Origin of the sequence: Aestuariibaculum sp. M13 (genome assembly GCF_024723255.1) — a bacterium.
Lineage (GTDB): Bacteria > Bacteroidota > Bacteroidia > Flavobacteriales > Flavobacteriaceae > Aestuariibaculum > Aestuariibaculum lutulentum.
In genome coordinates this window covers 942,657-968,084 of sequence record NZ_JANIAC010000001.1, presented here as the reverse complement: position 1 = coordinate 968,084, position 25,428 = coordinate 942,657, and the positions used below count along the sequence as shown (strand labels likewise).

Below are 25,428 nucleotides of genomic sequence, written 5' to 3'. Positions count from 1 at the left end.
ATTTTTATACTAAGATTTGACGGATAACGTCGAAGGAAGTTTACACTGCCTTTAGCATTTTTGCTTGCATTAATCTCATTTTTAATTGTTTAAAAAAATAAGGTTATACAAAGAGGTTGCAATCAGTCAAATCTTTCCTCTGTTATTTTTCGAGGGCAAAAGTAAAAAAATAATAAGGAATAGAGAATTAGTTTTGATTTTTTTAAGGATTTAATTGGAGTTTAAATAAATATTTTAAATATTTGTTGTTCAAGAATTATGAGAAACCAGATTTTAATTAGCATTTCTATTATTGTTATTGTGATTATTTCACAGGGACTGGGAGGCTATTGTTAAAACTTTTGTATAAGAAAATATTAAGCCTTCCAATTTGGGAGGCTTTTTTTATGTAATTATTTTAATTTTTGGACATCATAAAAATATCTAATTAAATTATTGATAATCAGATGTTTGAATAGTTTTTTAGGGTAATGGATTTAACCTTGAAAATTAAAGGAAATAAGAATTAAAAAACCTAAAGGTTTAATTTCGAACTTCAATTCGAAAAGTTAGACTATTTATAAAGTAAATCTTAAAAAGATAAAGTATTAAATAAAATAAAGGATAGATTGTAGAATATCTTTAATAAAAATGAAAGAACTTAATAAACACAGTAAACGACTTACGCAAGATGAATCTCAGCCAGCATCACAGGCTATGCTATATGCGGTTGGGTTAACCGATGAGGATATGAAAAAAGCTCAGGTGGGTATTGCTAGTACAGGTTACGATGGTAACCCTTGTAATATGCACTTAAACAGCCTTAAAGATGAGGTTAAGGTTGAGTGTAATATTGCGGGATTAGTCGGTTTAGGGTTTAATACTATTGGTGTAAGTGATGGTATTTCTATGGGAACCTCCGGAATGAATTATTCTTTGGCTTCTCGTGATATCATAGCAGATTCTATTGAAACGGTTATGAATGCTCAAAGTTACGATGCACTTATTTCTGTGGTAGGGTGTGATAAAAATATGCCGGGAGCTGTAATTGCTATGTTACGTTTAAACCGTCCGTCAATCATGATGTACGGAGGTACTATAGCATCAGGAAACTATAAGGGAAGAAAATTAAATATTGTTTCGGCATTTGAAGCTTTAGGGCAAAAAGTAGCAGGAGAGATTGATGAGGAAGAATACCGAGAAATTATAAAAAGTGCTATTCCTGGAGCAGGAGCTTGCGGAGGTATGTATACTGCAAATACGATGGCTTCGGCTATTGAATGTATGGGGTTTGCTTTACCGTATAACTCATCTATTCCGGCCGAAAATCCGAATAAATTATCGGAAAGCGAAAGAACAGCAATCGCTATTAAAAATCTATTGGAATTAGATTTAAAACCTCTAGATATCATTTCTAAAAAATCTATTGAAAATGCTATCGCTATTGTAAATGCCCTTGGTGGTTCTACCAATGCGGTATTACACTTCTTGGCAATTGCTCATGCTGCAGATATAGAATTTACTTTAGAGGATTTTCAACGTGTTAGTGATAGAACTCCTTTAATAGCCGACTTAAAACCGAGTGGTAAATACTTAATGGAAGATGTTCACGGTATTGGAGGTACACCAGCTGTTATGAAGTATTTATTGGATAACGGCTATTTACATGGCGATTGTATGACCGTTACCGGTAAAACGTTAGCTGAAAACTTAAAAGATGTTGAGCCGCTTCAGTTTGATGATGAGCAAGATGTTATTTACCCAACAGATAAAGCCTTAAAATCTTCAGGAAATTTACAAATCCTTTACGGAAACTTAGCTGAAGAAGGTGCTGTTGCTAAAATCTCAGGAAAAGAAGGATTGGTATTTGAAGGTAAAGCGGTGGTTTACGATGGTGAGCAGGCAGCGAATACAGGAATTTCTAACGGAGAAGTAGCAAAAGGCGATGTAGTTGTTATTCGTTATGTAGGTCCTAAAGGTGGACCTGGTATGCCGGAAATGTTAAAACCAACCTCTTTAATTATGGGTGCTGGTTTAGGAAAATCGGTGGCTTTGATTACCGATGGGCGTTTCTCTGGTGGTACACACGGCTTTGTGGTTGGACACATTACTCCTGAAGCGCAAACCGGTGGAGCTATTGGTTTGGTTGAAACCGGAGATCGCATCAGAATTAGTGCGGAAGATAATTCTATTAATGTATTAATTTCTGAAGAAGAACTGGCTAAGCGTAAAGCGGCTTGGGTTGCTCCGGAATTAAAACACAAAAAAGGAATATTATATAAATATGCGAAATCGGTGGCTTCAGCTTCAAAAGGCTGTGTAACTGACGCATTTTAATTAGAAATTTCGTTTCCGCGAAAGCGGAAATCTCACATATATAAATTGTGAATTATGAATACACAAACTGAAAACAAAACACAAGAAGTGGCAAGTAAAACAATGCGTATTTCAGGAAGCGAAGCTGTGGTACGAAGCTTAATTGCAGAAGGTGTAGATATCCTTTACGGATATCCGGGAGGAGCCATTATGCCTGTTTACGATGAATTGTTCAAGTTCCAAGACCAGATTCATCACGTCTTAACAAGGCACGAACAAGGAGCGGCTCACGCAGCTCAAGGTTATGCTCGTATTTCTGGTAAAGTCGGGGTCGCGATGGCAACATCAGGGCCGGGAGCAACCAATTTAATTACGGGTATTGCTGATGCACAAATCGATTCTACACCAATAGTTTGTATTACTGGCCAGGTGTTTTCTCATCTGTTAGGAAGTGATGCGTTTCAGGAAACCGATATTGTTGGTATTTCTACACCGGTGACTAAATGGAATTGTCAGGTAACTAAAGCTGCCGATATTCCTAAGGCTTTAGCTAAAGCATTTTATATAGCTAAAAGTGGTCGTCCAGGACCTGTGCTTGTCGATATTACTAAAGATGCGCAAGTGGGTGAATTAGATTTTGAATACACGCCATGTAAAGGTGTGCGTAGTTATATTCCAGTGCCTAAAACCAATCCTGCCGATGTTCAGGCTGCAGCCGATTTAATTAACGCAGCTAAAAAACCTATGATTGTTTGGGGACAAGGCGTTATTTTAGGTAAAGCAGAAGAAGAACTAAAAGCGGTTATTGAAAAGGCTGGTATTCCTGCAGCCTGGACCATTTTAGGGGCTTCGGCAATTCCAACCTCTCATCCATTAAATATTGGAATGGTGGGAATGCACGGAAATTATGCGCCAAATAAATTAACTAACGAGTGTGATGTGTTAATTGCTATAGGGATGCGATTTGATGATCGTGTTACTGGAAAATTAGATTCTTACGCAAAGCAGGCAAAAATCATTCACTTTGATATTGACCCGGCAGAGGTTGATAAAAACGTAAAAACCGATGTTGCTGTAATAGGCGATTCTAAAGATAGTTTAGCGCAGTTATTACCGCTTTTAGAGGCAAAATCTCATGATGCCTGGTTACAAGAATTCAAAGATTTATATGCTATAGAGTTCGAAAAAGTTATAAAAGGTGATCTACATCCGGTTAAGGAAGGTTTAACGATGGGCGAGGTGTTAAGACAAATTAATGAAGAAACTAAAGGTAATGCAGCGGTAGTTTCCGATGTTGGTCAGCACCAGATGATTGCTTGCCGTTACGCCGATTTTAAAGTTTCAAAAAGTAATATTACTTCGGGTGGTTTAGGAACTATGGGGTTTGCGTTACCAGCAGCTATTGGAGCGAAGATGGCGGCGCCAGACCGCGAAGTGGTTGCGATAATTGGTGACGGTGGTTTCCAAATGAATATTCAGGAGTTAGGAACTATTTTCCAGACTAAAGTACCTGTTAAGATTGTGGTACTAAACAATGAATTCCTTGGAATGGTGCGTCAGTGGCAACAGTTATTCTTCGATAAGCGTTATGCGTCTACCGAAATGACTAATCCTGATTTTGTAACGATTGCAAAAGGCTATCACATTGATGCAAAACGTGTGAAGAAGAGAGAGGAACTGGCAGATGCTGTTAAAGAAATGATTGCTTCAAAAGACGCTTATTTCCTTGAAGTGTGTGTAGAAAAAGAGGATAATGTATTCCCTATGGTGCCAACAGGAGCTTCGGTTTCAGATGTGCGTTTAAGCTAAATAATCAGAAAAAATGAACGAAGAAATAAAAACATTTACAATCTCGCTTTACACCGAAAATAACATTGGTTTACTAAACCGTGTTTCGGCAATTTTTCAGCGTAGACATATAAATATTGAAAGTTTAACAACATCACAATCTGAAATAGATGATGTGTTCCGATTTGTTATTGTTGTCAATATTACAGAAGCTCAGGCCGCTAAAATAGTTAAGCAGTTTGAAAAACAAGTAGAGGTGATTCGTGCGTATTATCATACCGATGAACAAACGATTTATACGGAGTCTTGTATGTTTAAAATCAAGTCGGCTTTATTATTCGAAGAGCCGCAAATTCAAAACATTATTAAGGATAGCAATTCAAGAATTGTTACCGTAAACCGAGAGTTTTTTGTTTTAGAGAAATCTGGAAGAAGACATGAAATAGAGTCTTTGAGGAGAGATTTAAATGTATTCGGTATCATGCAGTTTGTGCGCGCCGGACGTATTGCAGTAACAAAAGACGAAATGAGAGTAACCGATATGCTTATGGCATTCAATAATCATAATAACTAGAAATTAAAAATGGGAAATTATTTTAACACACTTTCGTTAAGAGATAAATTAGACCAATTATCGAAGTGTAGATTTATGGACTCTTCAGAATTTGAAGATGGTGTAAATGCATTAAAAGGCAAAAAAATTGTTATCGTAGGATGTGGTGCGCAAGGACTTAACCAAGGGTTAAACATGAGAGATTCAGGATTAGATATTTCTTATGCTTTACGTGCTGAGGCGATTGCTGAAAAACGCAAATCGTTTGTAAATGCAACAGATAACGGATTTAATGTAGGAACATACGAAGAGTTAATTCCAACAGCAGATTTAGTATTAAACTTAACTCCAGATAAGCAACATACCAGTGTTGTAAATGCGGTAATGCCTTTAATGAAAAAAGGAGCAACATTATCATATTCTCACGGATTCAACATTGTTGAAGAAGGAACTCAAATTCGTGAAGATTTAACTGTAATCATGGTGGCTCCTAAGTGTCCTGGTTCTGAGGTTCGCGAAGAGTATAAAAGAGGTTTCGGTGTACCAACATTAATCGCCGTTCACCCTGAAAACGATCCGGAAGGAAAAGGATGGGCACAAGCTAAAGCTTATGCAGCAGCAACTGGAGGAGATAGAGCAGGTGTATTAGAATCATCATTTGTAGCTGAGGTAAAATCAGATTTAATGGGTGAGCAAACCATTTTATGTGGCTTGTTACAAACAGGATCTATTCTTTGTTTCGATAAAATGATTGAAAAGGGAATCGATGCTGGTTACGCTTCAAAATTAATCCAGTACGGATGGGAAACCATTACCGAAGGTCTTAAGTATGGTGGTATCACTAACATGATGGACAGACTTTCAAATCCTGCTAAAATTAAAGCATTTGAACTTTCAGAAGAACTAAAAGACATTATGCGTCCGTTATTCCAAAAACATATGGATGACATTATGGAAGGTCGTTTCTCTGCAGGTATGATGGCTGATTGGGCAAATGGTGATAAAGACTTATTAACTTGGAGAGCAGCTACAGCCGAAACAGCATTTGAAAAAACACCTGCTGGTGATGTTGAAATTTCTGAGCAAGAGTTTTACGATAACGGTGTGTTAATGGTGGCTATGGTAAGAGCAGGTGTAGAATTAGCTTTCGAAGCAATGACCGATTCAGGTATCATCGATGCTTCTGCTTACTACGAGTCGTTACACGAAACACCACTTATTGCTAACACGATTGCAAGACGTAAATTATATGAAATGAACTCTGTAATCTCTGATACTGCTGAGTACGGTTGTTACTTATTCGACCATGCTTGTAAACCATTATTAGCAGATTTTATGACAAAAATCGATACCGATGTTATTGGTAAAGCGTATGCTAAAGATAACGGTAAAGGTGTTGATAATGCGAAGTTAATAGCAGTTAATAAAGCGTTAAGAAATCATCCTGTTGAAAAGGTTGGAGCGTTCTTAAGAGCATCTATGACGGCTATGAAGCCAATCGTTTAATATGTGTTTCCACGAAGGTGGAAATCTAAAAAAAAGCATTTATGGAAAAAGGGAAAACGACATATTTTCCTAGCATAGATAAAGTTAAAGTAGCTGCCGATACCATTAAAAAAGTATCGGCAGTTACGCCTTTAGGCCCTAGCTTAAGGTATTCTAAACAATTTGATGCTAACATCTTTTTAAAACGAGAAGATTTACAACAGGTGCGCTCATATAAAATTCGTGGAGCTTATAACAAAATAAGTTCGCTAACCAAGGAAGAGTCGGCGAATGGAGTGGTTTGTGCCAGTGCTGGAAATCATGCGCAGGGTGTGGCATTATCTTGTAAATTATTAAAAATTAAGGGGAGTATTTATATGCCTGCACCAACACCAAACCAAAAGGTAGAGCAGGTAAAAATGTTTGGTGAAGATTATATTGAAATCAAACTGATTGGTGATACATTTGATGATGCGAATAATGCTGCCATGAAAGAGTGTGTGGAGCAGAAAAAGACATTTATACATCCTTTTAATGATGAGAAAGTAATTGAAGGTCAGGCCACCATTGGTCTTGAAATTTTAGAGCAAGCAACCGAGTCTATTGATTATGTTTTTATTGCCATTGGCGGTGGCGGACTGGCTTCTGGGTTATCAACGGTTTTTAAGACTTTGTCTCCAGATACTAAAATTATAGGAGTTGAGCCGGAAGGTGCACCTTCGATGAAAGTTTCAATTGAGAATGGGGTTAATACCGAATTGGACGAGATAGAAAAGTTTATTGATGGCGCTGCAGTAAAGCGTGTGGGGGATTTAACTTTTGAAATCTGTAAAGCTAATTTACATGATGTGATTACGGTACCCGAAGGTAAAGTCTGTGAAACTATTTTAGAACTTTATAATAAAGATGCTATTGTAGTTGAACCTGCAGGAGCCTTGAGTATTTCGGCATTAGATTTTTACGCAGATGAAATTAAAGGGAAGAATGTGGTTTGTGTGGTTAGTGGTAGTAATAACGATATTACCCGAACCGCCGAAATTAAGGAACGTGCATTATTATATGCTAACTTAAAGCATTATTTTATTGTGAAATTCCCGCAACGTGCAGGAGCTTTACGAGAATTTGTGGTTGATATTTTAGGACCTAGCGACGATATTACCTTTTTTCAGTATGCCAAGAAAACTAATCGGGAAAATGGTTTTGCTGTGGTAGGTATTCAATTAAAATCATCCGACGATTTGGAACCTTTAATTACCAAAATGAAACAACGTAATTTCTTTGGAGATTATTTAAATAATAAACCTGATTTATTTCAGTTTCTAGTGTAAAAAAAGCCACACTTTAAGTGTGGCTTTTTTTATGGTTTATAAGGATTTTAGATAATTAAGCTTTGTCTGGTATCTGAGTTTTAAGTGATGATTTTCTAACGATAAGTTCCGGTGTTAGTACCACTTGTTTTTCAGACTTTATACGTTTATCATTATTAACTTCTTCTAAAAATACCTGAGCAGTAAGACGCCCCATTTCTATTGGAGACTGATCTACTGATGTAATAGAGAGTTCCATAAATCGGGTAAACGGCTCATTACTGAAACCAACAACACTAATATCTTCCGGAATTCTTAAGCCATGTTCCTTAATTTCCTGGATAGCACCTAATGCTGTAAAGTCACTTGAAGAGAACACTGCATCCGGCCTCTGTTTTATTTCCAATAATTTCTTCATCGTTTTTCTGCCTTCCAGTACCTTACTGTGAGTTTCTATAACTAAACTCTCATCAAAGTCAAGTCCACTATCTAAAATAGCTTGTTTGTACCCTAAATAACGATTTTTAAAAATTAAAATTGATCGGTCGTTAGACAAATGTGCTATTCGTTTATAGCCTTGATCGATTAAATGTTTAGTTGCATCATAGGCTCCTTTAAAATCGTCTATTGTCACCGAACTGATACCTTTAATATCTTTTTTTCTATCGAAAAATATAAGGGGTACATTTTTTTTGATAAGGGCATTAAAACTATCATCATTTCCATTTTGTGCATTAGAAATAGACATCAAGATACCATCAACCTGAGCATTTAGTAGAGAATTGATGTTTTCTGTTTCTAAATCCTTTTGATCATGTGTTTGACAAATGATAACATGATAGCCTTGCGGGTAAAGTTCTTCTTCAATTCCCCTGATGACTGATGCAAAAAAGTTGCTATCTATACGAGGCACAATAACTCCAACATTATAACTTTTTCCGCTTTTTAGGGCCTGAGCAAGTTTGTTTTGCTCGTAGTTCATTTCTTTTGCTGTTTCTCTTACTAATTTGCGAGTTGCTTCGCTTATTTTAGAATTCCCATTTAAAGCTCTCGATACTGTAGCGGCAGTTATGTTAAGCCTTTTTGCTATATCGTAAATGGTGGTCTTTTTCTTCATGCACTTATTTGGTTGAGTTGGTAAAAGTACACTAAATAATAGTGTTTGTGGTGGTTATGTTGATTTTGACTGGCAGAAGTACAAGTATGTGCTTTTGGTTGTAACAGTTATGTACTATTCATATTTAAATCGAAAATTATCAATGTTGCAATAATTTTTATTGATATTTAGTTAGATGTTATTTAAAACAATGCTTTTTTAAGAATATGTTGCAATATATAAATATTTTTTTATTTTTGTGTAATCGATTGCAGATTTGATGCGATTTTTTTGAAAAAAAATTTTGGACATGGAAATTGTAAGATGAAGTTGTCGAAATATGTATAAATCCTAACCAGATTTTAATTAATAAACTAACTAATAACTAAATAGATATAAGCCTATGGATTAAACAATCTTCAAAACCAAACTAATTATTTATGCTTCGCTTTGAAGCAAACAACAACTAAACTAAACAAACACATATGAATTCAAGAAAAAGTATGAGGTATTATTCCTTTTTACTAGGAATATTATTTTATCTACCTATTTATGCACAACAAGATCAAATAAGTGGAAATGTTTCGGATGAGTCGGGTATTCCGTTACCAGGGGTTTCTGTAATTGTTAAAGGAACTTCAACAGGAACAGCAACAGATTTTGATGGAAATTTCACTTTAAATTCGAATCCTACAGCAACACTTATTTTTAGTTATTTGGGCTACAAAAAACAGGAAATAACCCTTAATGGTAAGAAAGTTATGTCCATTGTTATGATTGAGGAAGCTGGTCAATTAGACGAGGTGGTAGTTGTAGGTTATGGATCTGTTAAGAAATCTGATTTAACGGGGTCGGTAACAAGTATAGCTACAGAGCAAATAACCGAAAGAAATGTTAATAATCCCGTCGAAGCCATACAAGGAAACTTGCCAGGTGTAACCATATCAAATAATACTGGACGTTTAGGAGATGGTTTTAGTGTAAATATTAGAGGAACAAATTCTTTTAATTCTACGGAACCACTTTATATAGTTGATGGGATTCCGACAGGAGGTATAGATTTTTTAAATCCGCAGGATATTGAAAGAATAGATGTACTTAAGGATGCTTCATCTGCTGCTATTTACGGATCTCGAGGGGCTAGTGGGGTTATTATTGTAACGACCAAGGGAGGCTCATCAGCAAAACCAGGAGTAACTGTGAATGTAGAAAGTTCGTATGGAATTGTCCAAGCCGCCAGAATGCCTGATTTTATGAGTGGCGAAGAATGGTGGGCTTATCATCAAGTGGCTTATTTGAATCAATCGAATCCGTTAGGAGATACACCAGAGAACAATTTAGCACTGGCAGGAAATGCAAGTCCAGAATTAATTAAAAGAGCAAATGCAGGTTATCAATTTGATTGGGGAGATGCTGTAATTAAAGACGGTGTAATCCAAAATAATTATGTGTCAATAGCTGGTCGTGCCGACAATGGATTAGCTTATAATTTGGGTTTAGGTATGCAAAATGATGAAGGACTTTTAGAAAAGGAATCAATTGATAAGTATACTTTTAAAGGAGCTGTAAATCATAGGATTAATGATAAATTTTCAACAGGGGTAAATATAACAATATCTCATCAAATAGATCAGCTAGGTAGTGATAGAGCTATGCAGGAAGCCTTGAGGTTAAATCCATTAACATCTCCATGGGCAATAGATCAGGATGGAAATCAATTAGTTGGAGAGTTGTTTTTTCAACCAGGTAAATTAACTTATCCCGATGGTTCCTGGGCCTTTAATAAAACAAGTACCATAAACCCTTTAGTGGAAATTGCAAATTCTTCACAAGAGGTAAGACGATGGAAAACTATTGGTAATATTTTCTTAGAATACCGACCACTGGAGTGGTTGTCTTTTAAAACAGCATATTCTGCAGGTATGGCAAATTACAGAACTGGAGAGGCTTACGGAGGAGAATCGAATGTTGGAAATAGTAGAGGAGGTTTACCTTCTTCTGAAATTAATAACTACCAAAACTTTAATTATACATGGGATAACCAGTTTAATATTAATTATACACTAAATGATGTTCATGTCTTTAACTTTTTAGGGTTACAAAGTTTGTATTCCAACCGAACAGAAACGTCATTTTTATCATCATTTGAACAGCCATTTGAAACAGATTGGTATAACATAGGTTCAGGTTCGCAATCAACCTTTAATGCGCGATCCAACTTTGTTAAAAATACTTTAAGTTCTTATGCCGTTCGTTTAAATTATTCATTAATGGATAAGTATTTATTAACGGTTTCCAACAGATGGGATGGTTCATCGGTTCTGGCAGAAGGTAATAAATGGAACTCTTTCCCGTCGGTGGCATTGGCCTGGAAATTGTCGGAAGAGTCATTTTTAAACCAAAGTAGTTTTGTCTCTAATTTAAAGGCTAGAATCAGTTTGGGATACACAGGAAATGATAACGTAGGCGCTTATTCTTCTCTGAATGGTATTCCAACACAAACTTATTACGATTATAATGGGGTGCCAGCAAATGGGTTTATTTCAAATCAATTAGCTAATAAAAATTTAGGTTGGGAAAAAACCAGAGAATTGAATTTTGGTATTGATTTTGGGTTTTTAAATAGCAGAATAATTGGAACATTAGATATTTATGACAGATTATCTGAAGACTTAATAGCAGATCAGGTTTTACCAATAGAATCTGGTGCAGGAACAACAAAAGCCAATGTTGGATCTATTAGCAATAAAGGGATTGAGGTTAGTTTAACAACCAGAAATATAAGTACAGAGAAAGTGTCATGGGAAACAAGTTTCACCTTTACAAAAAATAAAAATGCATTAGAATCTGTTTACAATCAAAGTGAAGTTGACGATATAGGAAACGGGTTTTTTATTGGTCAACCATTAAATCCACATTACAATTATGTGTTTGATGGTGTATGGCAAGCAGATGAAGCCGACGAGGCAGCGTCATATAATATGAAAGAAGGACAAGCCAGACCAAAAGATATAAATGGTGACGGTAAAATTACTGCTGATGGTGATCGTGTTATTTTAGGAACAAATCAACCTGATTGGTCTGGAGGCTTTACTTCGAATTTAAGAGTGGGTAATTTTGATTTGTCAATTTCGGCAATTACAAGTCAAGGTGTTTTAGCATTAAGTAGCTTCCATGATAATTTCGCTGATACTTCAGATAGAGGGCGTCAAAAAATTGCTTTTGATAGTTATTATGTTCCTGAAAATGGGGCTGGATTACCAGTACAATATTCTAATACAAACCCAAGACCAAGAGGAGAAGGTGCGTATTGGGGAACTAATTTTGCATTCTATAGAGATGCCTCGTTTGTGAAAATTAAAAATATAGCTCTTGGTTATACTTTAAACCGTAAAACCATCGATAAATTAAAAATTAAGAAATGTAGAGTTTATGCTAATATTTTGAATCCGTTTGTATTTACCGATTACGATGGTTGGGACCCAGAATGGGCGTCGGCAGGTTTAGGAACTGGTCGTCCAAGTTCTATAACGTATCAATTAGGAATTAGTTTACAACTATAAAAATAAACGAGATGAAAAGAATTTTAATTTTAGGAATAGTATTAGCTACATTTTCATGTAGTGATTTTATAGATGAAGAAAACCTTTCCAACGTTACAGCAGAAAGTTTTTATGTTACAGCAGAAGGATTTCAATCGTTAGTAAATGCAAATTATGCGCAGTTAAAGGATATTTACGGTAACGAACCCTATTTATTTTGTGCCGGAACAGACTTATATGCCGAGGGTAGAGGTAATGAGCCTGATGGGCTTGCTGAGTATACACAATTAATACCATCTTCCAGTGGCGTTGGTCATTTGTATAATGAGTGTTATAAAGCCATTCAGTTAGCTAATCGTGCTTTGCATTATTCAGAAATAACAGAACAAACAGATAATTTAAACGAATTAGTAGGTGAATTAAAATACTTAAGGGCCAATGCTTATTTTCTTTTAGTGCAAACTTATGGAGGTGTGGCAATTACAGATTATATAGATTCAGCTGTGTTGAGTTTTGATAGAAATTCAGCAGAAGAAGTTTATAGTCAAATTGTTACAGATTTGAATGAAGCTATTGGAAGTTTAGGTACAAGTCCTTACACCGGAAAAGTAAATAAAAGAGCAGCTCAAAATTTATTAGCTAAAGTATATTTAACACGTGCATATGAGGATTTCGCAGAGGCAAATGATTTTGTAATGGCAGCGAGTTTAGCAGATGAGGTAATTGCAGGACAAACCTTGGACTTAGATTATGAGGACGTTTTTACTCCAGGAAACGACATTAATGAAGAAGTTATATTTTCAGTACAGTTTAGTAAAGGTTCAGTTAGTACCAGTCCTACAACATTAGGTAGCAGACAGTTTTATTATTTTAGCTCTTATCTAGGAGGAAGTGAGGTTGCTGGAGATGCGCCGAATAGAAGTTATACCCTATGCCCGTCTGATTTTGCTTTAGGTTTATACACGCAAGACGATACCCGTTGGGAAGCTACATTTATGACTGAAGTTTTTCAAGCGTATTATGATTATTTTAGGGTAGACAAAGCAGATCATGATAATTTATTAATAACAGATTTTTATGAACCACAATGGTTTACTGCAACTGATAAAGCTAATTATTTGGCAACAAAAAATTTAGCACCAGATTTTGTATATCATAATTGGGGAGAATTTTCTTCGGAGTACACCGAAATTCAATCTTTAGATTACGAAACAATTCCAGTGAAAAAGTTTGATGATCCAGATCCTTCAACACCGTTTAGTAGTGGAAATGTTAGTACGAGAGATATTATTTTATCGCGTTTATCAGAAACATATTTGATAGCGGCCGAAGCTTATTTGTCAACCAATCCAACAACAGGCTTGGCTAGGTTAAATGAAGTAAGAAGGCGAGCAGGTGTTATGCCAGCCGATATATCTGAGTTCGATATTGATTACATTTTAGATGAAAGAGCGCGTGAATTATTAGGAGAATATCATAGATGGTTTGATTTAAAGCGTACTGGAAAGTTGGTTGAAAGAGCATCTATGTACAATCGTTTAGTTGATGAAAGTAATTTTGTTGGGGTTGGAGGGAACCTAAAAATATTAAGGCCAATACCTCAGGATGCCATAGACTTAAATCAAAACAGAGATTTTCCACAAAATCCAGCATATGAATAATGGTTAAAAACATTTTAGCATTATTTTAATTTAATTGAAATAAGCCTGGTTTATATCAGGCTTATTTTTTAATAATTCTTTAATCTAAACGCATGAAAAAAGCATTATTTATGGTTGTTTTAATAGCTCTGAATTTGAGTTGTAAAAATGAAAAATCACAAAATTTGGAAGTTATATCTACAGAAGTGAAGGACATTTCGGATACTTTAAAATGGTCTGAAAGAATGGCACTTTCTGTAATGAAGCGTTACCCAAAAGCATGGAATATAGATGGAAAAACAGAAACCAAATGGGATTATAAAATTGGGATGTTTTGTATGGCCTTGCAAAAGCTGTACGATGAAACCGGGAATAGTTTGTATTTTAAATATGGAGAGAAATATGCAGATACCTTGATAAATGCTCAAGGAGAAATTAAAAATTACAATTTGGAAGATTATAATATAGATAATATAAATGCTGGTAAAATTTTATTCGATATTTATGAAAAGACCAAAATTGAAAAGTACCATTTAGCAATTGAAACCTTAAGAAGCCAATTAAAAACACATTTGCGAACGCCATCAAAAGGGTTTTGGCACAAACGGATTTATCCAAATCAAATGTGGTTAGATGGCTTGTATATGGGCGAACCATTTTATGCACGTTACAATTCAACATTTGAGGGAGGCGATAGACTTAATGATATTGTTCTACAGTTTCAATTGTTACATGATCATACCAAAGACCAACAAACAGGATTATATTATCACGCATGGGATGAAAGTAAGGAAATGGCCTGGGCAAATAAAGAATCAGGAACCGCTCCTAATTTTTGGTTAAGAGCATTGGGATGGTATGGAATGGCTCTGGTTGATGTTTTAGATTATATGCCAGAACATCATTCAGGTCATCAACAATTGGTTGGCTATTTAAACGAATTGGCAGAGGCCGTTGTTAAGTATCAGGATAAAACAGGACTATGGTTTCAAGTGCCAAATATGCAGGAAAAAACAAAAAATTATTTGGAAGCGTCGGGATCTTTAATGCTTATTTATACATTAGCTAAAGGTGTTAAAAAAGGCTACTTACCATTGCATTTTAAAATGGCCGCAAATAATGGGTTTAATGGTGTAATAAAAGAATTAATATCTATAGATTCCGATGGAGAATTGCATATTAATCAGGTGTGTAAAAGTGCCGGGTTAGGAGGGGACCCTTTTCGGGATGGATCGTTTGATTATTACATGAGTGAACCTGTTTTAACAGATAACTCTCATGCTTTAGGGCCTTTTGTTTTAGCCGCCCTTCAACTAGATTTGTAATTAATTTATAATATTTTAATGAAAAAGCGCATTGTATTATTTTCGGTATTTATTGTGCAGTTTTGTTTAGCACAACAATCCGTAATAAATGACTCCAAAATTAAGGATATAGAATCAAGAATTGTATTACCCGCTGTTCCAGATTTTCATACCTCAGTGCTTAGATTTGGAGCTAATCCAGACGGGGTTACTGACTGTAGACAGGCTTTTGAAAAGGCAATGAAAGCTTGCGAAAGGCGAAAAGGAGGAACAATTGTTGTTCCAAAAGGAACATACCTGTTAAATGGGCCAATTCACTTTGTTAGCTATGTGAATTTACATTTAGAAAAAGGAGCAAAATTAGTTTTTGGAAACAATCCTCAAGACTATCCTGTTGTTTTAACAAGTTGGGAAGGAACCATGTTATATAATTATAGTCCGCTAATTTATGGCATAAACCTCCAGGATGTATCTATCACGGGACAGGGTGTTATAGATGGAGAAGGCCATGGGGTGTGGGCTTCATGGAAGCCTAAAGAACAGCCTGGTAAATCTTTGAGTCGAGAAATGAATCATAATCAACAACCTGTTACAGCGCGTGTTTTTGGTGAAGGATACTTTTTAAGACCGCAGCTTATTCAATTTTTGAATTCTAAAAATATTCTTATTGAAGGAGTGACATTGGAAGATTCACCTTTTTGGACGCTTCATTTATTAAAAAGTGAAAGTATAACCATTCGTGGTTTAAAGTATAATGCCCATAACAAGAATAATGATGGAATTGATATAGAACATTCTAAAAATGTTTTAATTGAGGATATTGATTTCGATAATGCAGACGATAATATTGCAATTAAAGCCGGTAGAGACGATGATGGTAGAAACAGTAATATGCCTTCAGAAAATATAATTGTAAGAAACTGTAGATTTAAAGGATTGCATGCTATGGTTATTGGTAGTGAAATGTCAGCTGGCGTTAAAAATGTATTCGTTTACAATAGTGAAGCAAGCGGTTCCTTAAAACGAGGGGTTTACCTCAAAACAAATTCAGATCGTGGTGGATTTATAAATAATGTTTATGTTGAGAATATTAAGTTTAAAGATGTCGAAGATGCTATTTATATGACTTCAAATTATCATGGTGAAGGAAGTGGTTTGCATCCATCAAAAATATCAAATATCCATTTGTCTAAGCTCAGTTTTAATGAAGCCTCTAATGCAGCGATAGTTATTGAAGGCTATCCAGATTTTAAAGTTGAAAATGTTTATTTAAATGAAATATTTGTTAAAAAGGCTAAAAATGGAATAACATTAACAAATACTACAAATATTAATTTTAATGAAATTGTTATCGGTGAAAAACAAGGTGTTCCGAGTGCCGTCAAATAAATTGAGGTTTTGTTTAGTGAAGTTAATTAGCTTCTAAAAAGGATTCCTTTAATGAAGATTGGCGAATAATTAATTCTGGGGCTAAAATGACTTGTTTTTCGGATTTAATCTTTGCATTATTATGTACTTCATCTAAAAATACATTCGCAGCAATGCGTCCCATTTCCATGGGTGACTGGTCTACAGATGTAATAGAAAGTTCCATGAACTGAGAAAAAGGTTCGTTACTAAAACCTGTAATACAAATGTCATTGGGGATACTAAACCCCTGTGCTTTTATTTCTTTAATGGCTCCTAAAGCCGAAAAATCACATGAAGCAAAAATGCCATCCGGAGGATTATTTAGTCTTAACAGTATTTCAGTACTCTTTCTGCCTGCTTCAACCTTACTAGTGGTTTCAACAACCAAACGGTCATCAAATTCTAAACCTGCATCTAAAATAGCTTGTTTGTAACCTAAAAAACGATTCTGGAAAATTTCTAAAGATCTGTCGTTGCTAAGATGAGCGATGCGCTTGCAACCTTGATCAATTAGATGTTGCGTCGCTAAATAAGCGCCTTTAAAGTCATCTATAGTTACAGAACTAACCCCTTTTATGTCTTTTTTTCTGTCGAAAAATATTAGAGGCACATGTTTTCGTACAAGGTTTTTAAAAGCAGGATTATTTTCAATATTTGAATTTGAAATTGACATTAAAACACCATCAACCTGAGCATTAAGTAGCGAATTAATATTTTCAATCTCGAGATTTTCCTGATCGTGGGTTTGACAGATAATTACGTGGTACCCCTTAGGATATAATTCTTCTTCAATACCTCGAATAACAGAAGCAAAAAAGTTGCTGTTTATATAAGGAACTATAACACCAACGTTATAGCTTTTACCACTTTTTAAGGCCTGAGCAAGTTTGTTTTGCTCATAGTTCATTTGTTTAGCGGTTTCAAGAATTAATTCTTTAGTTGCTTTTTTAACTCTCGGACTATCATTTAATGCTCTCGAAACCGTAGCAGCAGTAATGTCTAAAGCCTTCGCTATGTCGTATATAGTTGTTTTTTTTGGCATGATTTCATGTGGATATACTAGCAAAGTATATTTTTAAAAATGACATTAAAACAATGTTTATTAAAAGGCTTTAATGTCATTTTCTCATAAAGGATTAATGTTCAGCAAAGTAAAAACTTCTTTTTTATATTCGGTTAATTCTTTACAATTTTTAAAGTTATTGGATTATCTGATACTATTTTTAGAAAATAAACCCCTGCTGGATTATTTGAAAGGTCTAGTTCTAAACTTTTGGTATTTGATTTATGGTTCTGTCTTGAAATTAAAGTTCCACTAATTGAGTATAATTCTATAGCAAGATTAGTTGAGCTGTATGGTAGGTCAATTTTAATTTTACCGTTTGTTGGATTAGGATACATTTTTATTTTGTTCTTAGAATCAAAATCCTCAGTAGATAATGACGAATTTTGAACAGAAATATTGCTTCCTTCCAGGCTAATATAATCATACATTACATGACTATTAGATTGATTTGAGGGCATTAGGAAAGTTAGTGTGTTTTTGCCCTGAACTAAATTGCTATAAGGTATATCAAATGTTTGTATGCCATACTTACTTCTGTTGGATTGTCTAATCCAGGCGTTTCCTCCTGAAGGCGCAGACGGATAATTTAGGAAGATGTTATTCCCGTTTAGGTATAACCAAAATTGAGCATGATCAACACTAGCAAACGCAACAGTTAATTTTGCATTTCCTGTAGTTGGGATTGTTCCGTTTACTGTAAAATTAATATTCCAATTCCAGGCATCTCGACTTCCATCTGATTTTATGTATTTGGTGTGTACATATGGTAAAACAGAGGCCCAGTTGTTGTCTTCTATATTATACTCAATAGGATTGGCGAAAGTGGTTTCAAATTTATCTTCAACAAAACCCTCACAGAAATCAAAATCTCCGAATTTATATTCAGCCGCTGTTCGGTCTGGAATTCCTATTTCCCATAATAGTTTTCCATTGTTTCGTGGAATGGTCCAGTTAATGTTCCCTAAATTGGTAGTCCCTGCAGCAGTAACGGTTACGTTTTCCATTCTATATTCATCTATGGCTCCGTTTTTAAAAGCAAACAGAGTGTAGGTTCCAGGACGTACATGTTTAATGTCGAAATTTCCTAAAGCATCGGTTTTTACCCAATACTGATAATTTTTATCTTCAAATTGCCAATCTCCGTCAGAAGCAGCTGTTAATTGCGTAACACCTATCCATGCGTTACTGCCATCTAATTCTGGTTTTTCAGAATCGGTTATTGAAAAATTTCCTGTGATATTTCCGCGGCCATCCGCCAAAGGGTATTCGGGAGTGTTGGTAAGCCATGAAAAAGGCCATTCGGCTTTGTCTTGGGCTGCTCTTGCCTTGGCATCTGCCCATTGTGCATCACCGTTACCAGTTACTGTCGAGGTATAAATTAAATAAGGGCCATAAATTTTAGACCATTCTTCGCCTTGAGGGATTGAAAAGCCTCTACAGTTATAATGTACAGTATTCATATCGATATGAATAATTCCTGCGGCAGCGTTTAAATCATGGTTGGTTGGTCCTGCGTTAAAAAACTCATGATTACCAAATACAGCCCAAGACCCAATGTTATTTTTATCGCTGGCATGTCCGTATGCAGGAATATCAATAAGGTTTTCACAATATTCATATTTTCCATCGTATTTACCTGCTCTAACTCCTGTGTTTAGTTTTATAATTTCAGGAATTGTAGTTCCGGAAGCTTGACTAAAGTCATACACTGATGGCATTTCCCAGCCTTTCTGTTCGGTAACATAAATTTTTTCAGCTAAATAATCTGTTCCATCATTGCCAATCCATACGACTTGTCGCCATGATCCTAAATCGAAAGCAGGATATTCTGCTTTATGAGTTAATATAGAGTAAGTGTATATACCTGTATCGTTCTTTTTTAAAACATAATGAATATCGGCATCACAGGGAGCTAAATAACTGCCGTCGGCGTAAGTTCTTTTAAAGGAAACATCAATATAGTCTTCGGTTTCTTCCTTAATAGAAAAAACAGTACCCGAAATTTTATCGAAACCATAAGAGCCAGTAAAATCGTAATAGGTTCCTATGCGACTGTTATTGGCGGCATTGTAAGTCGCCAGAGTTTCAACACCATTAACTTTTAAGGACTGTATGTTACTTGTCGATTTTTCAATTTTAGCTTCTAAAAATTCATTTTTTAAAATGATATAAGTTGAAAATTCCTGTATCATTCGGTTCGGGTCTTGTGCAATGGAAACGATAGTATGTGTACCGTTATAGGATACATCTAAAGTTGAAGAGCCATCGCCTGCTTTAATTTTCCCATTAGAAATATGTGTTTGAATTTCAGATGTTTGGTTTCCAGTGACATGTAACGTTCCTAAACCAGAAATATTAATGGTTCCATTAGCTCCTAAATTAACAAAAGGAGTGTAGATTGCACCTCCATTTATATTTACAATGCCAATACCTGTATATCCTCCAACTTTAAGTTCTTGTGCCGCATTTATGGTTCCATTATTAAGGTTAAGTGTACCATCACCAGATTCGCCTATTATCATAGAATATTTACTTTCCAGTTTTCCACCATTAACATTAACAGTGGATGGATTTCCGGCAAGACCGAATCGTGTTTGATTTCTGCAATTAAGGTCAGCATTCCCATTAAGTGTAAGTGTGCCACCTACATAAGAAAGTCTCCAAACCCACATTTTGGCAGAAACCGTAAGTTCGGCATTAGCATTTATGGCTAATGATTGAATATAGCCGCCGGGTATATCTGTGCTTAAAATAGGGGAATTACTGGCTTCTGCAATAATAACATCATCAGATCCGGTAGGAATTAATGATGTATCCCAATTACTAGCTTCAACAAAATTAGTATCAGTGCTACCGGTCCAAGTTGTTTGTGCTTGTAAGTTAATCGAAATAAGGGCCATAGCAAGCCCTAAAAAGGTTCTGTAACCTTTTTTGAGTAAAGTTTTTCTCATAATTAGTTTAGTGGTTTTGTTTAGTTGTTAAAATTTAATTAGTGTAATTTTTACATTTATTAAATTTTATTCTAAAGTAAATCCTAATTAAGAGAAAGGTATCCTGTACTTACCTGTATAATATATTGTTTTTCAGAGTTTTTGTGTGTGCCTATTGGTTTTTTAGTTTTTGAAATTCTTCTTGAGAGATGGTAAATATAGTTCCGTGTCTTGTTCCTGAGGGAAATTCAATTTTGTCAGAAATATCTTCCCATTGTTTTAAATCTGTTGATTGAACAGCTCCGTATTTATGGTCGGTGTATTTATCGAAATAAATGATCCATTTTCCGTCAATTTTAATGGCAGTAGGTCCTTCAGCCCAATATTTTCCGGTAATAGGCGCGCTAGCTTCAGAATATGGGCCATCTAAATTATCGCTAAAGGCAACTTTTAAGTTCTTTTGAACTGGCTTTTTGGTTTCATCTTTTAAGAACATCACGAATTTATCACCATTAACTTTTTGAATGGTGGCATCAATAACATTAAATCCTGGTTCGTAAAATAGTTTTGTAAGTGTAAAGTCTTTGAAATCTTTGGTTTTGGTATAATACATTCTATGATTATAACCATTGTCTTCAGTAGATTGCGTTTCTGGAAATTTGCCAATAATGGTTGTCGCCCAGTAGATGATGTATTCTTTGGTTCTATCATTATAAGTTATCTCTGGAGCCCAGGTATTTCTGGCACCTTCTTCGTGCGCCATCACTGGAATAAATTTTTGTTCAGACCAGTTAATTAAATCCTTTGAAGAGGCGTAACCAATACCTTTATCGGTCCAGCTAACCGTCCAAACCATATGGTAAAGTCCGTCGCCACCTTTAATAATACAAGGGTCGCGCATGAGTTTGTCTTTTCCGACTTCAGGTGTTAAAAAAGATTGATCGTTTTTCAAAGCGTTCCATTTATAACCATCTTCACTGTAAGCTAAATGTAAACCATCTTGCCCGTTTCCTTTAAAATACGAAAACATATATACCAGTTTTTCAGGGATAATTTTATTAACTCTCAACCAATTTTCGCAAGCTTTTGGCCATTGGGTATGAGTACCTGTTCTGCCTAGACCAAATCCGTGACCACCGTCTTCGTAAATATGCATTTCTGCCGATACTTTATGTGCTTTTAAAGCCATATAATAGTTGATGCTATTTTCAACCGGTACGGCACCGTCGTCTGTGGCATGAATTAAAATGGTAGGCGGTGTGTTTTCGTTGATTTGTTTTTCGTTTGAATACTTTTCAACTAGGTCCTTTGGAGCATTTTTTCCTAATAAACTTACTTTCGAGCCATTGTGTGTAATACCGTCTTCCATCGAAATTACAGGATAAATCAGCATCGAAAAATCTGGTCGTGCACTAATATTATCAGCTTTATAAACGGTATCGTTAAAATGTGTAGAAGCCGTTGAGGCTAAATGTCCACCAGCTGAAAAGCCTATAATGCCTATTTTATTAACGTCAAGATGCCATTTTTCGGCGTTTCTCCGTAGAGTTCTAATGGCTTCCTGTGCGTCCTGTAACGGACCCACAGTTTTATCTTTCATAATAGCATCACTTGGCAAACGATATTTTAAAACAAAAGCCGAAATACCTAATGAATTTAACCATTCCGCTATTTTATCGCCTTCTTTAATATGGGCTAAAACACTGTATCCGCCACCAGGGCAAACAACAACAGCAGGTGTTTTCTCATTAGAGTTTTCTACTAAAAAAGGTTTAAGCGTGGGAACGGAAACCAAACGAATGGCATTTGGGGTTCCGTTGGAATCTAATCGGAATTCTTCTTTATAATCTTTATTTTCTATGGCTCCAGGAATGTTATTCCAAAGCGGAATTTCTTCATGTTGAGCGAAACTATTCGTCGTAAGTCCTGTAAATATTAATAAGAAAATAGTAGTATAAATTGATTTAAGTGATTTCATTTGAATGAATTTAATTTCTATAATTTGTTTGTTTTATGTTGAAAATATATTTTAATAAATGCCCATTATGGGCTTTCATAAAATTCTATTTCAACAATTCGCAAATCGCCTTTACGGTTTGCAGCATCTTTATTTTTGTATAAATCAAGTTCTTTATTTGGGTCTACCTCTACAATTTCATTGAAGGCGTCGTTTTCTGTGTTTAACCCCATAAGTTCAATGGTTATTTTTTCAGCTAAAGCGGGTTTTAAAGGAATGGTAATATATCCAAGACTTTGCTGTGTGTCTCCTTTGAAAACTTCGGTGTCATCAGCTAAAATACGAATTGGATAGCTTTTAGAGCGCCAACCAGTAAATTTAGCTACACATTCATTAACTATCGAAGGTTTGGCTAAAGTATAAGTGATTTTTCCTGTGTTCATTCTACCATCGTTTCGCCACTCGGTTAATTCGTTATCATCATAACTGTTATACGCATTTTCTGCATTCGATTCGGTCTCCGCATATTTAATAAATACAGGTTGCCTTTTAATGGTATACGAAGGTGTTGAAGGCGTTGGGCCTCGGTCTAAATAAGATTCTAAATCGGCATTTGGAAGTGCTGTGGAAAGTCCGTTAGAGGTTTCAAAAGGAAGCGTTTCCAATGTGATTTTAGCCGATTTTAAACCTTTTGATGTGGCTTCAATTTTAATCTTGTCAGGGTTGAATCCTGAACGAATCATTATGCGATTGATGCCGTTTTCAACTGGAAGTGAATTAGAAAGCACATAATTATTAGGACCCTGAGCAATACCACCTAACCAGATGCCATCACCTTTCAAGGAGAAGTTAATCATGCTATTATCAATAGGGCAGCGGTTACCATTTTTATCAATAACCTCAACATTAACAAGAGCCACATCGGCACCGTTGGCTTTAAACCCAGTGGGGTTTATAATTGGTGTTAATTTGATGGCATGCGCTTTGCCAGCCGTTATTTTTTCATCTTCGCTTAACACCTTCCTGTTAGTATCGTAACCGATGGCTTTTATAGAACCTTTTTCAAATTTAATGTTTTCAAAAGTGAATAAAAACCGTTTGCTTTGAGAGCCGAATCCTTTTGATTTTCCGTTAATAAACAATTCAACTTTATCGGCAGAAGATACGACGTAAATATTTTTTGTAACGGTATCTGCGTAATTCCAATGGCCTAAAATATGAGTTCGGTAGTTTTCAATATCAACCCAACCATCCCACATCACCTGATGTGCAAAAAAGCCGTCTTTAGGAATGCGCATCGGGTCCACCTCGCCACTGGTTCTGTAATTCGATTCGCCACGGTGATGGGTATTTGTGTCGGAAAAAACAATGTTTACACCACCAGAACTTACGCGATGTCCAGTGCCTGAACGCTCAACATAGTAATCATACCAGCGTGTCACGTTTTCGATGGTATGTGCATCCTGATTGTGGTTGTAATCGTTGGCTGGTTTTCCACGATATAAAGGCCCTTCGCCTTCTTTGTGGTATGGCGGACTAAATTCATCCCAGTATTTTCTTAAGCCTTCATCTCTTGAATATTCGGTAGCCCAAAGTGGCTTGCCGGCACTTTTATTTATGTAAAGCATTTCGCCACCATATTCAGCTTCGCGACTATCCAGCATTTCTCGAGAACCAATGGCACGACCACCGTAAGGATCGAAGGTGTTTCTGAGGCTTTTCATTTCGTGCATGTGTGGTTCGCTAATCACTTCGTTACCACATTCGTAAAAAATGATACTTGGGTTGTTTCGGTTATAAATAATCGCATCGCGCATCAGGTTAACACGTTGTTTCCAATGGTCACCTTGCGAATCTTTTTCAGCATCGCCAGCGGGCATGGCTTGTATAAGTCCGACGCGGTCGCAGGATTCAATATCCTGTTTCCAAGGGGTAACGTGCATCCAGCGCACGGTGTTTCCGTTGCCTTCAACAATCAAACGGTTGCTAAAATCACTCAACCATGCAGGTACCGACATACCAATGGCTGGCCATTCGTTGCTGGTACGCTGGGCGTATCCTTTTATTTGAAGAACGCGGTCGTTTAAAACCACTTCACCATTTCGGAAAGCTGTTTTACGGAAACCGGTTTTTGTTTCAACTTTATCGGTGATGTTGCCGTCAATTTTCAGGTAGCTGTTTACGGTGTACAAATAGCCATAACCCCAACTCCAGAAGTGTAAATCATTAAGATTTTTATTCGCTTTTAGAGTTTTTGTTGCACCGGAATTTATTGTAGAAGCTTCCGAAGTAAATTCAGCTATTTTATGATTATCGTTATCAAATATTTCAACAAATAATTCTGTGTTTTTATCGGAAGAAAATTCATTTTTTATTTCAGCTTCAACGCTAATATTGGCACTTTTATTTGCAATATCTATGTCTTTCGCATAGACGTAAACTCCTGTGGTTTTTAGATTAGAATACAGCGGAAGAGTTTGATAAATTTTGTCGGTAATATGTAAAAACACATTTTTAGGAATCCCGCCGTAATTAGCATTGAAGTTAATATTATTCCAACGGTATGTTGCATTTGTAGTTGTTTCGCGATAATGCCAGTCGTTGTCAATACGAAGCGCAATAACATTATTGAAAGGGAAAGGTTTTACATATTCAGAAATATCGAAACCAAAGGCCATGACTCCGTTTTCGTGCATGCCGACTTTTTTTCCGTTAACGTAAATTGTTCCGCCTTGACGGATACCTTCAAACTCAATAAACACTTTCTTATCGATTGCATTTTCAGGAAGTTTAAACGATTTACGATACCATACAATGCCGGTGGTTAGTTCTTCAATATCTTTTAAAAATGCTTCCCTTTGGTTATAGGCATAAGGTAATGTAACTCGTTCCCAATCAGTATCATTAAAATCATTGATAAGAGCATTTTTAATATCGCCGTTTTTTAATTTCCAGTCTGAATTAAAATTGTATTTGGTTCTTATAAATTCCTGAGAAAACAAGGTCCAGGAATATGTTATTAGTGATATTAGTAATAATCTAAGCTTCATTTGTT

Annotated in this window: 14 protein-coding genes; 9 read left to right on the top strand and 5 right to left on the bottom strand. The window is 35.7% G+C overall.

Annotated elements, in window-relative coordinates:
• Positions 1-630: 630 nt before the first annotated feature.
• The 5 genes from ilvD to ilvA are packed head-to-tail and all read left to right on the top strand — an operon-like array spanning position 631 to position 7,449.
• Positions 631-2,316 carry a dihydroxy-acid dehydratase gene (gene ilvD, locus NO995_RS04035; RefSeq protein ID WP_258226380.1) on the top strand — a complete coding sequence of 562 codons (1,686 nt, stop codon included), beginning with the start codon at positions 631-633 and terminating at the stop codon, positions 2,314-2,316.
• 54 nt (positions 2,317-2,370) lie between these two features.
• On the top strand, positions 2,371-4,104 hold the full coding sequence (gene ilvB / locus NO995_RS04030; protein ID WP_240573671.1) for a biosynthetic-type acetolactate synthase large subunit: 1,734 nt from the start codon (positions 2,371-2,373) through the stop codon (positions 4,102-4,104).
• A 13-nt stretch (positions 4,105-4,117) separates the two neighbouring features.
• Positions 4,118-4,657, top strand: a complete 540-nt coding sequence (gene ilvN / locus NO995_RS04025) for an acetolactate synthase small subunit (RefSeq protein ID WP_240573670.1) — start codon at positions 4,118-4,120, stop codon at positions 4,655-4,657.
• Positions 4,658-4,666: 9 nt separating this feature from the next.
• Entirely contained in the window at positions 4,667-6,142 is a 1,476-nt protein-coding gene (gene ilvC, locus NO995_RS04020; RefSeq protein WP_258226379.1) for a ketol-acid reductoisomerase, read from the top strand.
• 41 nt (positions 6,143-6,183) lie between these two features.
• Complete coding sequence (gene ilvA / locus NO995_RS04015; protein WP_258226378.1) at positions 6,184-7,449, top strand: threonine ammonia-lyase IlvA; 1,266 nt, start codon at positions 6,184-6,186, stop codon at positions 7,447-7,449.
• A 55-nt stretch (positions 7,450-7,504) separates the two neighbouring features.
• On the opposite strand, the gene NO995_RS04010 is transcribed toward ilvA, so the two are convergent.
• Complete coding sequence (locus NO995_RS04010) at positions 7,505-8,545, bottom strand: LacI family DNA-binding transcriptional regulator (protein WP_258226377.1); 1,041 nt, start codon at positions 8,543-8,545, stop codon at positions 7,505-7,507.
• A 464-nt stretch (positions 8,546-9,009) separates the two neighbouring features.
• On the opposite strand from NO995_RS04010, the gene NO995_RS04005 reads away from it, so the two are divergent.
• The 4 genes from NO995_RS04005 (at position 9,010) to NO995_RS03990 (ending at position 16,399) form a co-directional block, all read left to right on the top strand.
• Entirely contained in the window at positions 9,010-12,087 is a 3,078-nt protein-coding gene (locus NO995_RS04005; protein ID WP_258226376.1) for a TonB-dependent receptor, read from the top strand.
• 11 nt (positions 12,088-12,098) lie between these two features.
• Positions 12,099-13,727, top strand: coding sequence for a RagB/SusD family nutrient uptake outer membrane protein (locus tag NO995_RS04000; protein WP_258226375.1), 1,629 nt, complete (start codon positions 12,099-12,101; stop codon positions 13,725-13,727).
• Positions 13,728-13,819: 92 nt separating this feature from the next.
• On the top strand, positions 13,820-15,031 hold the full coding sequence (locus tag NO995_RS03995; RefSeq protein ID WP_258226374.1) for a glycoside hydrolase family 105 protein: 1,212 nt from the start codon (positions 13,820-13,822) through the stop codon (positions 15,029-15,031).
• Positions 15,032-15,049: 18 nt separating this feature from the next.
• Entirely contained in the window at positions 15,050-16,399 is a 1,350-nt protein-coding gene (locus NO995_RS03990; protein ID WP_258226373.1) for a glycoside hydrolase family 28 protein, read from the top strand.
• Positions 16,400-16,421: 22 nt separating this feature from the next.
• On the opposite strand, the gene NO995_RS03985 is transcribed toward NO995_RS03990, so the two are convergent.
• The 4 genes from NO995_RS03985 to NO995_RS03970 form a co-directional block, all read right to left on the bottom strand.
• Positions 16,422-17,462: a LacI family DNA-binding transcriptional regulator gene (locus NO995_RS03985; protein ID WP_258226372.1), complete on the bottom strand. Its 1,041-nt coding sequence runs from the start codon at positions 17,460-17,462 to the stop codon at positions 16,422-16,424.
• A gap of 134 nt (positions 17,463-17,596) precedes the next feature.
• A complete protein-coding gene (locus tag NO995_RS03980) occupies positions 17,597-20,437 on the bottom strand; it encodes a polysaccharide lyase family protein (RefSeq protein WP_258226371.1) in 2,841 nt (946 codons plus the stop codon).
• Between the two features lie 151 nt (positions 20,438-20,588).
• A complete protein-coding gene (locus NO995_RS03975) occupies positions 20,589-22,394 on the bottom strand; it encodes a prolyl oligopeptidase family serine peptidase (protein ID WP_258226370.1) in 1,806 nt (601 codons plus the stop codon).
• 65 nt (positions 22,395-22,459) lie between these two features.
• Positions 22,460-25,423: a glycoside hydrolase family 2 protein gene (locus tag NO995_RS03970; protein ID WP_258226369.1), complete on the bottom strand. Its 2,964-nt coding sequence runs from the start codon at positions 25,421-25,423 to the stop codon at positions 22,460-22,462.
• Between the last annotated feature and the right edge of the window lie 5 nt (positions 25,424-25,428).

Bases quoted from the DNA above. Each gene is read 5' to 3' on its own strand.
- NO995_RS03990 (WP_258226373.1), top strand. From the start codon at position 15,050: ATGAAAAAGCGCATTGTATTATTTTCGGTATTTATTGTGCAGTTTTGT.
- NO995_RS03980 (WP_258226371.1), bottom strand. From the start codon at position 20,437: ATGAGAAAAACTTTACTCAAAAAAGGTTACAGAACCTTTTTAGGGCTT.
- ilvD (WP_258226380.1), top strand. From the start codon at position 631: ATGAAAGAACTTAATAAACACAGTAAACGACTTACGCAAGATGAATCT.
- NO995_RS03975 (WP_258226370.1), bottom strand. From the start codon at position 22,394: ATGAAATCACTTAAATCAATTTATACTACTATTTTCTTATTAATATTT.
- ilvN (WP_240573670.1), top strand. From the start codon at position 4,118: ATGAACGAAGAAATAAAAACATTTACAATCTCGCTTTACACCGAAAAT.
- ilvB (WP_240573671.1), top strand. From the start codon at position 2,371: ATGAATACACAAACTGAAAACAAAACACAAGAAGTGGCAAGTAAAACA.
- NO995_RS04005 (WP_258226376.1), top strand. From the start codon at position 9,010: ATGAATTCAAGAAAAAGTATGAGGTATTATTCCTTTTTACTAGGAATA.
- ilvA (WP_258226378.1), top strand. From the start codon at position 6,184: ATGGAAAAAGGGAAAACGACATATTTTCCTAGCATAGATAAAGTTAAA.
- ilvC (WP_258226379.1), top strand. From the start codon at position 4,667: ATGGGAAATTATTTTAACACACTTTCGTTAAGAGATAAATTAGACCAA.
- NO995_RS03995 (WP_258226374.1), top strand. From the start codon at position 13,820: ATGAAAAAAGCATTATTTATGGTTGTTTTAATAGCTCTGAATTTGAGT.
- NO995_RS04000 (WP_258226375.1), top strand. From the start codon at position 12,099: ATGAAAAGAATTTTAATTTTAGGAATAGTATTAGCTACATTTTCATGT.
- NO995_RS03985 (WP_258226372.1), bottom strand. From the start codon at position 17,462: ATGCCAAAAAAAACAACTATATACGACATAGCGAAGGCTTTAGACATT.
- NO995_RS03970 (WP_258226369.1), bottom strand. From the start codon at position 25,423: ATGAAGCTTAGATTATTACTAATATCACTAATAACATATTCCTGGACC.
- NO995_RS04010 (WP_258226377.1), bottom strand. From the start codon at position 8,545: ATGAAGAAAAAGACCACCATTTACGATATAGCAAAAAGGCTTAACATA.